Raw genomic sequence first — 14196 nt, 5'->3', positions numbered from 1 at the left:
ATCAGGGTGTGTAGAAGCCGAGCACGTCCGCGAGGACCTGGACCGAGCCCGCGTGGTTGTAGAAGTCGATCTTCCCATCGACCACCGGGACGACGACCATGTTGCTGATCGACTGCCCGGTCGAGAAGTCGAGGCCGGTGGAGGCACCGGTCTTGGCGCTGTCCGGGTAGACGCTCACGTAGCTGTTGGCCGTCGGGCTGACCACCGTCACGTTCAGCACCACGCCCGTGGCGTTCGTCGGGACCGCGCCCACTCCCGTCACCGGGAGGGTGAGCGTCGCGCCCGCGCCGATCGCGCCGCTGGCGCCGAGGCCGTAGCGGGTGTCGAGCAGGTGCCGGGTGGTGATCGGCACGTAGCTCGCTCCGCTGGTGCTGGAGCTGTAGTAGCCCGTCACGTCGGCGGTGGCATCCAGCGAGCCGGAGTGGTTGTAGAACTTGACCGTGCCGGTCGAGTCCACCGGGACGATCATCGTGTTGGCGACGATCTGGCCGGGCGCGAAGCTCATGCTGGTCGAGGACGTGGCCGGCGAGCCGCCCGGGTAGAGGGCCAGGTAGCTGTTGGCCGTGCCGCTGATGGCGGTGACGTCCAGAGCCACGGCCGTGACCGTGCCGTCGCTCGGCACGCCGCTCGTGCCGCCGGTGACCTTGACCGTGTCGACCCCGCCGGGACCGAGCTTGCCGGCCGCGGTGAGGCCGGTGCCGTTGCGGGTGTCGAGCAGGTGCGCCGCGGCGATGCCGGTGAAGGTCCCGCCGCCGGTCAGCGAGGAGCTGTAGTAGCCGGTGATCACCACGGAGACGTCCACCGTCCCGGTGCGGTTGTAGAAGTCGACCACGCCGTTCACGACCGGGACCGTGACCAGGTTGGAGACGATCTGCTTGGGCCCGAACATCAACGTCACGGACCCTGGGGCGTCCTGGTCACCGTAGACGCTGACGTAGCCGGACGCCGTCGGGTTCACCGCAGTCACGTTGAGCACGACCGCGCTGACGCCGGTGGCCGGAATCGAGATGCCCCCGCTGCTGAGCCCGGCGACCTTGAGCGAGACCGCGCTGTTGGCGCCGATCGGCGCCTTGGCGACGCCGCCGGTGCCGTCACGGGTGTCCAGGACCCGGGTCGGCGTGACCGGGAAGAAGGTGCTCTTCGCCGGGGTGGCCGCGGAGGTGAGCTGCACGTCCGTGGTCCGGACGAAGACCAGCCGGTGGTTGAACGAGATCGGGTAGTACTGCAGCGAGCCGGTGTAGTACTTGCAACCGCCGCCCGTGACACAGCTGTTGTAGTCCGGGTAGTAGGTGTTCGAGTCGTAGTAGTCCCCCAGCGTCGCCGGGCCGGCGAGCGGATAGCTCTGTCCCGCCGGAAGCGTGTAGCTCAGCGGGACGAGCGGCTGCGCGACGCTCTCGTTCGAGGTGTAGGCCGAGGCGTCCGGATACGCCCGTCCCCAGATCTGCACCGCCGTGGACCCGGTGGGAGTGACCAGCTGCGCCGACGGGTCGGAGTCCGCGTACGCGTACGTGCCACCGGGGTTGTAGAACCACGCCTTCTGCCCGCCGTACCAGATCGCGGTCCAGTCGCCCTGGACGGCGGCCACGACGAAGGTCTCGCCGTAGGTGGCCCGGTCGGTCCAGTCCCAGGCCGTCTGGTTGCCGGTCGGCTGCTTGTTGGCCGTGAAGATCGGGTCGGTGATCAGCGCGGACGAGCTGCTCGGCTGCTGGTAGAGGTAGACGAAGTTGACCGGGTGCGCCGGGCAGGCGGTGGTGCTGTTGCCGCAGCCCAACACGGTCGGCTCGTAGGACGTCGCGTACGGCGGGGCGATGGTCACCGTGCCGCCGACGACGGCGTCGCCGTCACCGTGCAGCGGGGCGCCCAGCAGCGACATGTAGTAGTTCCAGTTCCAGTACGGCCCCGGGTCCCAGTGCTGGGTGAGGAGGTACGAGTCCTCGATACCGGGCACCTCGTCGTGGCCGATGATGTGCTGCCGGTCCAGCGGGATGTTGAACCGGGCGGCCAGGTACTTCACCAGCGTCGCGGACGACTGGTACTCGGACGGCGTGTACCAGGAACTGGTGGTGACCGCCCAGCCCTCGTGCTCGATGCCGACCGAGTGGGTGTTGAAGGTCTTGTTGTCGGAGTGCCAGGCCATGTCGGCCGTCGGCACCATCTGCGTGACCGAGCCGTCCTGGCCGATGACGTAGTGGGCGCTGACGAACGAGGTCGGGTCCTGGAACCCGTTGACCGCCGCCGCCTTCGTGCTCTCCGTGTCGTGGATGACGATGTAGCGGATGCTGCCGTCGGTGGTGCTGCGGTTGGCCAGGGCGTAGTTGCCGTAGTCGGTGTTGTCGGTGGTCGAGTCCAGCGAGTAGTCCGCCGGGACGAAGTCGCAGCTCAGGCCAGTCGGGCACTCGGGCGCAGGCGTGGCCGCGGTCGCGGTCGCCGCAGTCGTGGCCGTCGTGGTTGCAGCGTGCGTCGTCGTCGTGCTCGTCGTCGTGCTCGTCGACGGCGTGGCGGTCGAGCCGAGCGTGGCCGCCGCCTCGACCTTGGGGGCGATGCCCTTGGCGGCGAGGGTGCCGCTGGACATGCTGTCGGTGACCACCAACTGCGGGTCGGCGGTCAGCGTGACCACCTGGCCCTCGTCGGTCGTCGCCCGCAGGCCGGTCCGGACGCTCTGGAACACCCGGTCCGCGAACTGCTTCGCCGTCGCCGCGTCGTCCGCGTGCGCGTACTCGGCGACCGCCGGGTACCAGCCGCCCGGATCGCCGGGGAGCGAGCCGGTCAGCTTCTGCTCGTAGGAGGCGAGCAGCGCCGCCCCGCCACGGATGCTCTGCGCCGAGTCCGTCCTGAGCGCGCCCGTCGGCTGACCGATCAGCTTGGCCGCGGCGTCCAGCGTGTGCAGCGCGGGGGAGTTGGTGTTCACCGCGAGCGCGGCTGCTGCCACCCGTGGCGCGGCGGCGTGCGAGGCCGACCGCTTGTGGCCGTCACCCGCGCCGTTGCTCTCCGGGCTGGCGGAGTTGCCCGTGGGTGTCGCGAGGTCAGCCGGGTCGACCTTGGTCAGACCCATCACGTTGTAGTTCCCTGTGGTGCTGGGCGAGCCCTGGTGGGTGTCCCACAGGGACTCCTCGTAACCGAGCGCCATCAACACCTGCTGCGGCACGTGGAACTCCGTTGCCGCCGCCGCGAAATCACTCTGCAGTGCAGTCACCGGCAGGCTGGGCGTCGCTGCTGCCGCGGTCGACCCACCCCCGGTCGACGCCTCGGCCACTGCTCCGGCCACCAGTGCGGCGGCGATCAACGCCCCGGTGGCACCCATCCATCTTCGTGACCGTCTTCGGCCGCGTCTACCACTCACCTGTCCACCCCTGTGGGTCCGGTTGTGCCGTGGTGCGATCCACGCGCCGCGCACTGTGCGTCACCTGCGTGGGGCAGGAGACGCAAGGGGCACATGTTCGCAATCCGGTGAGGCTAGCAACACCGCTCTCACGGGCCGCGGCATCTGACGCATACGTCCGATTCGGGAGAGGAAGCGTTACGCCATCTTGACTGATCCGTTCGGACCACCGACCGAACGCGGCAGGGCCCCGCCGGTGAAAGTCACCGACGGGGCCCTGCACAGGAGTTGACGCTATTGAGCGCTACTCAGGCCACGACTCACGGGGCGTAGTAGCCGAGAACGTCGGCTGCCACGTTGACCGCACCCGCGTGGTTGTAGATGGCGATCTTGCCGTCGACCACCGGAACGATGACCAGGCTGGAGATCGTCTGCTCGGCCGAGAAATCGATGCTGGTGGACGCCGAGTGGCCCAGCGAGTCCGGGTAGATGCTCAGGTAGCTGCCGGCCGTGCCGCCGATGGCGGTCACGTTCAGCACCACGGCGTTGGCGTTGGTCGCCACGCCGCCGACGCCGGTCACCGGGAAGGACAGGGTCCCGCCGGAGCCGAGAGCCTTGACCGGGCTCGCAGCGTTACGGGTGTCCAGCAGGTGCGACGGGACGACCGCGCTGAAGCCGGAGCCCGTGGTCGCGGTGGTGTAGTAACCCGTCACGTCCGCGGTCACGTTGACGCTTCCGGAGTGGTTGTAGAACTTGACGGTGCCGTCCGTGCCGACCGGGACGATCACCGAGTTGGCGATGATCTGGCCGGGCGCGAAGCTGATGCTGCTCGCCGTGCTCGGACCCGAGGTGCCCGGGTACACGCCGATGAAGCTGTTGGCAGTACCGGCGATCGCGGTGACGTCCAGCGCCACGGCCGTGACCGTGCCGTCGTTCGGGACCCCGGCCTGGCCGGTGGTCGGGACGGTGATGGTCGCGTTGGCGCCCAGCGGCGCGATCGTGCCGCCGGTGCCGGTGCCGCTACGGGTGTCCAGCAGGTGAGCCGGCGAGATGCCGACGAAGGTGCTGCCGCCGGTCGTCGCCGTGCCGTAGTAACCCGACACGACCGCAACGACGTTGACGCTGCCGCTGTGGTTGTAGAAGTCGACCTTGCCGTCCTTGACCGGAACGACCACCGAGTTCGGCACGATCTGACCCGGCGTGTAGGCGAGCGTGGTGCTGCCGTGGCCGGTGCCGTCGCCGTAGACGCTCAGGAAGCTGCTGGCGGTCGGGCCGACAGCGGTGACGCTCAGCATGACCGCGGTGACCGAGCCGTCGTTCGGCACGCCCGCGACGCCCGCGACCTGCAGGACATCGGTGGCGTTGGCGCCGAGCGGCGTCTTGAAGCCGCCGGTGCCGTCACGGGTGTCCAGGACGCGCTGCGGCGTCACCGGGAAGAAGTCGCCGTGCGCGGTACCGGTCTTGGTGCCGCAGAGCTGACCGAGCAGGCCCGGGAACTTCGGCGTGCCGAGGCCGGAGGCCAGGTCGTAGCCGGCGCCGGCCGCGTAGAGACCGCCCTTGTAACCGGAGGCCGCCCAGTCGTTGTTACCGGTGGTGATGTCGGTGAACGACGAGCTGTAGCTGCTCCGCGCGGCGGCGTAGACCACCGGGTTGAGCTGGCCCACCGAACCGTTGGCCTGGCAGCCCGACGAGGCGTCGGCCTGCACCAGCATGGCGGCCCAGGTCGGCGCGGCACCGCTGGTGCCACCGACGACGCCCCAAACGTTGCCGCCGTTGTGGTCCAGGGAGACCAGGTAGCCGGAGCTCTGGTCGGCCAGGGCCGAGACGTCCGGAACCTGACGGCAGGTCTCACCGGACGCCGCATTGCAGGCGTTGCTGTAGCCGGGGCCGGTGAAGCCGCTCTGGTAGAGGAAGGAACCGTTGGCGCTGCTGCTGCCGCTGTTCCACTCGGCGGAGACACCGCCGCCGCCCGCGCCGTCCGCGTAGGCGGTCCCGTTGTAGTTCCAGACGGCCTGCTTGAGCGTGGAGCCCAAGCCGTTCATCCAGGTGCCACCGACGCCGGTGACGTCCGGGTCGCTCGCCGGGTAGTCGACGGCCAGGGCGTTGGAGTCGCCCGACTGGCGGTAGCAGTCGGTCGAGCCACCGTCACCGGCAGCCGCCACGACGCTCTGGCCCTGGGCCGCCGCCTCGGCGAACACGTTGTGCGAGCTGGCGAAGAAGCCCGGGTCGGAGCTGATCACCGCAGGCTCGCAGACGCCCCAGCTGGTCGAGATGACCTTAACCTGGTCGTCCGTCACCATCTTCTGGTACACGTCCAGGACGTTCTGGTCCGTCGCGTTGACGGCGTCGGGACCCTGGTAGTCGATGATCGACGCGCCGGGCACCAGGCCGATCAGGTCGTCGATGTCGAGCGCGGACTCGACGCCGTCACCATTGTTGTCAGCGTTCGCCGCCGCCGTCGGGCCGCCGTCCACCGGGACGTAGCTGACTGACGTGTGGGTGCCGAGGCACGACTGGTAGTCGGCGATGTCCGACGTGTTGACGTTCTCCAGCTCGAAGACGCCGACCTTGACCCCGGAGCCCGCCGTGAAGCTCTTGTTCAGTCCGTAGGCCGAGGCCAGCGAACTGGGGCTGTAGTACTGCTTGGTGTCGTACAGGCCGCCGTTGTTCAGGTTGGTCGTGAGACCGGAGCAGACGGTGGGGCTGGTGACCGCGGCCGCGTGCGAAGCCACTCCGGTGGAACCGGAGGTCGGCGCGCTGCCGACCAGACGCGGCTTGGTGTAGTGGCTGGTCACGGCGCTGACGTCGGTCAGACCGCTGATGCTCGACACCTGCGTGGCCACGCCGCTCGGCAGAACCGGCGCGGCGGTGTTCAGGTACGCCGTGGTGCCGTCCGCCAGCTTCACGTTGGTGAAGCTCGTGCTCAGCGCCTTGGAAGCCGTGGCGATCGACGTGGTGACGGGGATGGAGAGCCCGTCCTGCGTGACCGTGCCGGGCGTCAGACCCTGGCTGCGCAGGGCCTGCTCGACGCTGTCGATCGTGCTCTGCGTCGGGCCGAAGGTCTGCGCGAACTGACCGGTGCCGAGGTAGTGGTGGTACAGCGGCGAGCTCTTGTCCGAGACCGCGGACACGAACGCGCTCAGCGCGGCGGGGTCGCGCGGCTGGAGGTTGACCGCCAGGTGCAGCGTCGTGCTGCTCGACGGGGTGGTGCCGGTGCGCACCGCTCCGGCGGGGACCCGCGGGGTCGCGCCGATCCGGGCGGGCTGCTTCTGGGCAGCGGTGGCGGCGGTCGCGGTCGCGGCATCGGCGGTCCCGGCAAGCGCGGTGACGACGCCGAAGGCGGTCACCACAGCCACGCCTGCGACGCGTGCCCGGGAACCCGCGAATCGACCGTTCTGCCCCGAGACAACCGAATCGGTTGTTATTCGGGCACGGCCGACCTTTCTGGCCATACAGTGCTCCTTCAACTGACAGGGCGCCAGAAAATCGCACGCGTGGCACAGTCGGCCGCGCAGCGGAAAGTCAGCCCCCAGGCAGAATTGACGAAAAGTCCCAAATGTCGTGCAGTGCGCGATCAATCAATCGAATATCTGCGCACTGATCGCCAATTTCTACCAGGCCGCACTGACATCTCACAGACCCGGGTCCGCTTGGGCCAGTACGACGCGGACCGGCCGCACGCCCTTCGTAGGCGCACAGGCCGGTCCCCGTAAGTAACGGTCAGTCGACCACCGGCAGGTACACCTTCGCGCCCTGGGCCTTGAACTCCTCGGACTTGGCCCGCATCCCGGCCACGACCGTGTCGTCGCCGCCGTTTGCGGCGCCGTCACCGCCGTACATGTCCATGACGGCGCGACTGATCTTCATCGAACAGAACTTCGGCCCGCACATGGAGCAGAAGTGCGCCGTCTTGGCCGGCTCGGCCGGGAGCGTCTCGTCATGGAACTCACGGGCCGTCTCCGGGTCGAGGGCCAGGTTGAACTGGTCCTCCCAGCGGAACTCGAACCGGGCGTCCGACAGGGCGTCGTCCCAGGCCTGGGCGGACGGGTGGCCCTTGGCCACGTCGGCCGCGTGGGCGGCGATCTTGTAGGTGATCACGCCCGTCTTGACGTCGTCGCGGTTGGGCAGGCCCAGGTGCTCCTTGGGCGTGACGTAGCAGAGCATCGCCGTGCCCCACCAGGCGATCATCGCCGCGCCGATGCCCGAGGTGATGTGGTCGTAGCCGGGTGCGACGTCCGTGGTCAGCGGGCCGAGGGTGTAGAACGGCGCCTCGTCGCAGATCTCCTTCTGGAGATCCATGTTCTCCTTGATCTTGTGCATCGGGACGTGGCCCGGGCCCTCGATCATCACCTGGACGTCGTGCGAGCGCGCGATCCGGCCGAGCTCGCCCAGCGTCTGCAACTCGGCGAACTGCGCCTCGTCGTTGGCGTCCGCGATGGAGCCCGGACGCAGCCCGTCACCCAGCGAGTAGGTGACGTCGTAGGCGCGCAGGATCTCGCACAGCTCGTCGAAGTGCGTGTAGAGGAAGTTCTCCTGGTGGTGCGCCAGACACCACGCCGCCATGATCGAGCCGCCGCGCGAGACGATGCCAGTCTTGCGCCGGGCCGTCATCGGCACGTAGCGCAGCAGCACTCCCGCGTGGACGGTCATGTAGTCGACGCCCTGCTCGCACTGCTCGATCACGGTGTCGCGGTAGACGTCCCAGCTCAGCTCCTCGGCCTTGCCGTCGACCTTCTCCAGCGCCTGGTAGAGCGGCACCGTGCCGATCGGGACGGGCGAGTTGCGCAGGATCCACTCACGGGTGGTGTGGATGTTGCGTCCGGTGGAGAGGTCCATCACGGTGTCCGCACCCCAGCGGGTGGCCCAGGACATCTTCTCGACCTCCTCCTCAATCGAGGAGGTGACCGCCGAGTTGCCGATATTGGCGTTGATCTTCACCAGGAACTTCGAGCCGATCAGCATCGGCTCCGACTCCGGGTGGTTGACGTTGGCCGGCAGCACCGCGCGGCCCGCCGCGAGCTCCTCGCGGACGGTCTCGGGCGACATGCCCTCGCGCAGCGCCGCGAACTCCATCTCCTCGGTGATGATCCCCCGTCGCGCGTACGCGAGTTGGGTCACCGCGGCGCCGTCCCGCCCGCGCCGAGGACGGCGGGGACGGCCGGGGAAGACCGCGTCGAGGTTGGCCAGCCCTGCCCCACCGCGCGGCGAGGTGTGCTTAAGGCCGTCGTCCTCGGGACGCGACTCACGGCCGTGGTACTCGTCGACGTCCCCGCGCTGGCTGATCCAGGCGTCGCGCAGCGGCGGCAGGCCGCGTCGGACGTCCGGCTCGTAGGCGGGATCGGTGTACGGACCGGAGGTGTCGTACAGCGGCACGGTCGCGCCGTTGCTCAACAGCACCTCGCGGAACGGGACGCGCAGATCGGGGCGGGTGCCCTGGTGGTACGCCTTGCGCCAGGCCGGCGTCGGGTAACCGCCCGCCGTGCTGGAGGCCGTGACGGCCTGCTCGGAGACAGACTGCTGCTGTGCGTCGTCGTGCGTGGTCATCAGACCCACTACTCCCTACGCCGGCATTACCCGGTCAGGTTCCTGCGGTCGGCGCAAGCATTCGACGTCCCCATGTCGGGACGGCGGTCAGCGCCCTCTCAGCCCGGTGCTCCGAGCTCCCGCGTCTACAGATGAGATGGGCACACAGTATCGACGGGTGTCGTCTTTGGCGAGGGCGCGTCCGAGGACCGGTCACCGCGATAGCTTCGCGAAGTGGCAGCGCCGCACCTCTCCCGATCCCACGCGCACGAGCACCAACACCCGCGCGGGGACGACCACGCGGGCAGCCACGGCCACTCGCACGACCACGGTCCGGCCAGCCCCGCGTCCGCGCGGCTGCGCGTGCTGCTGGCGGCTGTACTGGTGCCGTTCGCGCTGGCGGTGCTGTGCGGGCTGTGGTTCCTCTGGCCCGCACCGATCCCGCCGCACGCGGTGACCGGTGTCGGCTTCGACCAACTGACGGTCACCGGCACGGTGACAGCCACCCGCACCGTCTCCTGCGGTGCTGCCGCCACCCCCGGTTCCGGAGCCGTCGGCAACTGCACCGCCATCACCGTCCGCCTGACCAGCGGCAAGGACGCGGGCCGCTCGGTCGGCCAGAACCTGACGCCCGACCAGACCGCCGTCTACGTCACGGGCGAGCAGGTCATGATGGACTACTCGCCTTCTGCCCCGGCCTCGCTCCAGTACACCGTCGAGGACGCCGACCGCAGCGCGCCCGTCGCCCTGCTGGCCGCGCTCTTCGCCGTCGCCGTCGTCCTGGTCGGCCGGCTGCGCGGGCTCGCCTCGCTCGGCGCGCTGGCGATCAGCTTCCTGGTGCTGGCCCTCTTCGTCCTCCCGGCGATCCTGGGCGGCGAGAACCCGCTGGCCGTGGCGGTTGTCGGGGGCGGGCTGATCATGCTGCTGGCGCTCTACCTCTGCCACGGCGTCTCCGCCCGGACCTCGGTGGCCGTGCTGGGGACGGTCGTCTCGCTCGCGTTGATCGGCGGGCTCGGCGAGCTGTTCATCGGGCTGACCCGGCTCACCGGCAACACCTCGGACGAGACCGCCTTCGTTCACTCTCTCTTCCCTGGCATCCAGCTGCCGGGCCTGCTCCTGGCCGGTGTCGTGATCGGCTCGCTCGGCGTGCTCAACGACGTGACGGTCACCCAGGCCAGCTCGGTCTGGGAACTCCACGCCGCCGACCCGCAGATGAGTGCCCGCGCGCTCTACCGCTCGGGCATCCGGATCGGCCGCGACCACATCGCCTCCACGGTCAACACCCTGGTCATGGCCTACGCAGGCGCAGCCCTACCGCTGATGCTGCTCTTCGCCCTCTCCCACCGCGGCATCTGGCAGGTGGCGACCAGTGAGATCGTCGCCGAGGAGGTCGTCCGCACCCTCGTCGGCAGCCTCGGCCTGATCGCCTCCGTCCCGCTGACCACGGCGCTCGCGGCGTTCATCGCCAGCCGGGATGTGGATGAACCAGGACAACTCCCGCAACAATGCCCGTCGGTGCGGGGCCGAGCACACGCCTCGCACCGGCGACGTCGGTGACCTTACAACTCTTACGCATCTCCAGTGCTCGGATGGCACACCAACCGCTAAAGTCCTGACGCTGATCATCATCGGGTGATCCCTTTGCTCTGCTTCCACGAGGAGCCCCGTGCGCATATCCCGCCGGCGCCTCAGATCCATGGCCATGCTCGTCGGCACGGCCATGTGCGCCACTTTGCCCGCCATCTCGGCGGCCCACGCAGTGAACTCAGCTCCGACGGTCACAGTGACGGTCAACGGCCAGACCCCGGGCTCGACAGCACTCACAGCTTCGGGCGTCGTGAACATTTCCGCGACGATCACCCCGGTTGCCGGTAACCCGGTTCAGAGCGTCACCTACGCCCTCGGCGCTGTCAGCGGATCGATTCCCGTTCCGTCCGGACAGTGCGCCACCACATGCACCCTTCAGGCGTCCATCGACTCAGCTGCTGTCCGGCCCTTCGCTTCCGGCGGTACCGAGATCCCGGCCGTTCCCGACGGCCGGGCCCTTCTCTCCGTCGACGTGTACAGCGCGGCTCCGCCCAGCACCACCTACATCGGCCTCGTGGTCAACAACCACCGCCCGGTTGCAGGTCAGCCGCTTTCGCCGTCGACGGCGAACGTCACCGCCACCAAGCAACTGAGCTGGACGATCCAGCCGAGCGTCTCACCCACCGCACCCAGCGGGACCACCGTCACGGACGTGGAACTGGAGGCTCCCGACGTCCCCGGTCTGCCCGTCACACACTTCACAAAGAACGCCGACGGAAGCTGGACGGTGACCGCCGACACCAGTTCACTGACCGGCGGCGAATACTGGATCGCGGCAGTCGCCACAGACAGCAACGGCGTGGTCAGCAATCCGCAGGTCGTGGATCTCCTGGTGGACAGCGGTTTCGCGCTGTCCGCTCCCGCCGCCACATCGTTGACCCCGGGCTGGGGGAGCCTTCAGCTCGCCTACACGTACAAGGGCAACTGGCACACCTGCGGGGTCACCAACGGCGACGTCACCCTCGGCCCCACCGACGTGGAGCTGGAGGTCGACGGTCAGGTTTGGCAGGACTCGCCGGCTACTCCGACAGGGCTTGCGGTCAACGCTCAAGGGCAGTGCCTGCTGCCCGCCCTCGGCAGCGCTACGGGCACATCGGCCAAGCCTCTGCCGTACGGAAGGCACACACTCACCTGGGTCGTGACCGACGGCCAGGGCATCAAGGAGAGCGTGAACGAGTCCGTCGACGTGGGCCTGCCATTGACCTCATCCTGGCCGACCGAATCGCAGACCGTGCTTGCGGGCAGCACCATCCACCTTGCTCCGACGATCTCCTCGCCCGATGGCAGCAGCACTCTTCAGGACTGGAGCATCACGAACCAGAACGGCACTGTCCTCGCTTCGGGCTCCGGCACCACGCGGCCTTCGCTCAGCCTGTTCACTCCCGCCAACCAACCGACGTACGGCGCACTCACCCTGCACCTGGTCTCCAGCGCGGGGCTCACCACCACTCAGAGCTTCGCCTACCAGACCGTCTGGCAGACTGCCGCGTTCGCACACCTCTCAGCAGCATCGGTCGTCAGCGGAACGTGGGTCAAGATCTCTGCGGACCTGTGGGCCAAGGTGGCGGGCAAATGGATCCAGCCTGCCGGGCAGGCCACCGTCCAGTACCAGTGGGCCTACCCCGGCAGTGGAGTCTGGCACAACGGCTCCTACTACCAATTCGTGCCAGCCGGCGCCACTCTCACGCCCACGTGGGTGCGTGCCTCCAGCAGCGCCTGCTTCCGCGTCGTGAGCCAGGTGAACGGCGTCGACTACGCCCCCTCCACCAGCGCGCCGGTCTGCCTGACCGTCAAGCCCTGAGCTGGCTATCGTCCTCACCATGACTGCCAACGCACGCATGGTCGGCCTCCAGGGCCGGGTGACCGGAACTGTCGGGCCGGGCCTGGTCGGTGAGGTGATGGTGCACGTGCCGGCGCGCGGCGGGACGGAGGCCTTTCTGGCCCATCCCGCCGTGCCCGGCGAGCGGTTGCCCGTCGGGACGCCGGTGGTGGTGCAGGAGTACCAGCCGCCGCGCACCGTCTACGTCGCCGCGCTGCTGGCGCCGACCACGACGGGGTGACCACGGCGGGTTGACCACGGCGGATCAGGGCGAAGTGACCATCAAATTCGCGTCAAGAGACGCTCCCGCGCGTTAGCGCCGCGGCCGGAGGGTGCACACTCTCCTCCGGCCGCCATAAAAAGCCCGCGTTCCTCCTGCGCCACCAGTTCGACGCAGCCACGGGCCGGCGGCGCAGAAGGGGGCATGCGCCGATGTTCATCGGTGTTATCGCGGGGGGCATTGTTGTCGCCCTGCTGATCGTGATCGTGCTGTTCAAGCTCATGTGGCGGGTCGCGGAACCCAACGAGGCGCTGATCATCTCGGGTTCCAAGCACCGGACCGAGGGCCTCGACGAGGGGCTCGGCTTCCGGATCGTCACCGGGCGCGGGACCCTGGTCACCCCGGGCATCCAGGTGGTCCGCAAGCTCTTCCTCGACCTCAACGAGGCCGACCTCGACGTCGAGTGCGTCACCAGCCAGGGCATCCCGGTCCGGGTCAAGGGCGTGGTGATCTTCAAGGTCGGCGACGACCACGTCTCCATCGCCAACGCGGCCCGCCGGTTCCTGGACCGCCAGGACCACATGGGCGATCGGGTGCACAACGTCTTCGCCGGTCATCTGCGGTCCATCGTCGGCGGGTTGACCGTCGAGGAGATGATCCGCGACCGCGAGCGGCTCACCGGCGAGACGCGCTCCGCGTCCGGTTCGGAGATGGAGAAGCTCGGCCTGATCATCGACTCGCTGCAGATCCAGGAGATCGACGACCCGACCGGCTACATCAAGAACCTGGCCGCCCCGCACGCCGCCGCGGTCCACCGCGACGCGCGCATCGCCCAGGCGGAGGCGGACCGCGCGGCCACCCAGGCCGAGCAGGAGGCCGCCGCCCGCAAGGCCGAGTCCACCCGCAACAGCGAGATCCTGCAGGCCGGTTACCGCGCGGAGATGGAGAAGGCCGCCGCCACCGCGCGCCAGGCCGGTCCGCTGTCCGAGGCCGCCGCCAAGCAGGAGGTCGTGGTCCAGGAGACCAGGGTGGCCGAGCTGGAAGCGCAACGCCGCGAGCAGCAGCTGCAGATCGACGTGCGCAAGCCCGCCGACGCCGCCGCCTACCAGACCCGCACCGTCGCCGAGGCCGAGCGCGACGCCCGGATCTCCTCGGCGCAGGCGCAGGCCAAGGAGACCGAGCTCCGTGCCGCGGCCGAGGCGACCCGGCTCAAGACGGCTGCCGGAGCCGAGGCCGAGGCCACTCGGGTCCGCGGTGAGGCGGACGCGTCCGCGACCCGCGCCCGCGGTCTCGCGCAGGCCGAGGCGGTGCAGGCCAAGGGTCTGGCGGACGCCGAGTCGGCCCGCGCCCTCGGTCTGGCCGAGGCCGAGGCCATCAAGGCCCGTGCCGCGGCCCTGGCCGAGAACCAGGAGGCGGTCGTCGCCCAGCAGTTGGCCGAGAAGTGGCCCGAGATCGTGCAGGCCGGCGCGTCCGCCTTCGGCAACGTCGAGCACATGGTGCTGCTGAACGGCGCCGAGGGCATGGGCGAGATGTTCGCCAAGGCGCTCACCATGGGCGGCACCGGCCTGGGCCTGGCCCGCCAGCTGCTGGCCCAGATGAAGGGCGACGGCGAGGGCGGCAGCGAACCGCCGACCGTGCCGCAGCAGATCACCGTCGAGTAGCAGCTGACACGCCAGGCCGAAGGGCCGACCCGATCAGGGTCGGCCCTTCGTCACGTTCTCTGTCGCG

General features: G+C 69.3%; 7 protein-coding genes and 1 riboswitch. Of the genes, 4 read left to right on the top strand and 3 right to left on the bottom strand.

From position 1 onward, the window contains the following. Nucleotide 1 precedes the first annotated feature (1 nt). From ABH928_RS11875 to thiC, 3 genes are all read right to left on the bottom strand, one after another. Nucleotides 2–3301: an N-acetylmuramoyl-L-alanine amidase gene (locus ABH928_RS11875; RefSeq protein ID WP_370065121.1), complete on the bottom strand. Its 3300-nt coding sequence runs from the start codon at nucleotides 3299–3301 to the stop codon at nucleotides 2–4. A 338-nt stretch (nucleotides 3302–3639) separates the two neighbouring features. Then, a complete protein-coding gene (locus ABH928_RS11870; protein WP_370065119.1) occupies nucleotides 3640–6675 on the bottom strand; it encodes a protease pro-enzyme activation domain-containing protein in 3036 nt (1011 codons plus the stop codon). Nucleotides 6676–7039: 364 nt separating this feature from the next. Then, on the bottom strand, nucleotides 7040–8863 hold the full coding sequence (gene thiC, locus ABH928_RS11865; RefSeq protein ID WP_370065117.1) for a phosphomethylpyrimidine synthase ThiC: 1824 nt from the start codon (nucleotides 8861–8863) through the stop codon (nucleotides 7040–7042). Continuing rightward, nucleotides 8859–8996: riboswitch (TPP riboswitch) on the bottom strand. It overlaps the preceding gene by 5 nt. Before the next feature lie 80 nt (nucleotides 8997–9076). On the opposite strand from thiC, the gene ABH928_RS11860 reads away from it, so the two are divergent. From ABH928_RS11860 to ABH928_RS11845, 4 genes are all read left to right on the top strand, one after another. Next, entirely contained in the window at nucleotides 9077–10399 is a 1323-nt protein-coding gene (locus ABH928_RS11860; RefSeq protein ID WP_370065115.1) for a YibE/F family protein, read from the top strand. A gap of 280 nt (nucleotides 10400–10679) precedes the next feature. Further along, entirely contained in the window at nucleotides 10680–12230 is a 1551-nt protein-coding gene (locus tag ABH928_RS11855; RefSeq protein ID WP_370065113.1) for a hypothetical protein, read from the top strand. A 37-nt stretch (nucleotides 12231–12267) separates the two neighbouring features. Continuing rightward, nucleotides 12268–12489 carry a hypothetical protein gene (locus ABH928_RS11850; RefSeq protein WP_370065527.1) on the top strand — a complete coding sequence of 74 codons (222 nt, stop codon included), beginning with the start codon at nucleotides 12268–12270 and terminating at the stop codon, nucleotides 12487–12489. Between the two features lie 191 nt (nucleotides 12490–12680). Continuing rightward, the gene (locus ABH928_RS11845; protein ID WP_370065111.1) at nucleotides 12681–14129 is read left to right on the top strand and encodes a flotillin family protein; all 1449 of its coding nucleotides are present in this window, start codon (nucleotides 12681–12683) and stop codon (nucleotides 14127–14129) included. The last annotated feature ends 67 nt before the right edge of the window (nucleotides 14130–14196 follow it).

It is taken from the genome of Streptacidiphilus sp. MAP5-3 (genome assembly GCF_041262505.1).
Classification (GTDB): Bacteria; Actinomycetota; Actinomycetes; order Streptomycetales; family Streptomycetaceae; genus Streptacidiphilus.
The sequence above is the reverse complement of the archived record's forward strand: the minus strand, read 5'-3'. Positions and strand labels throughout refer to the sequence as shown.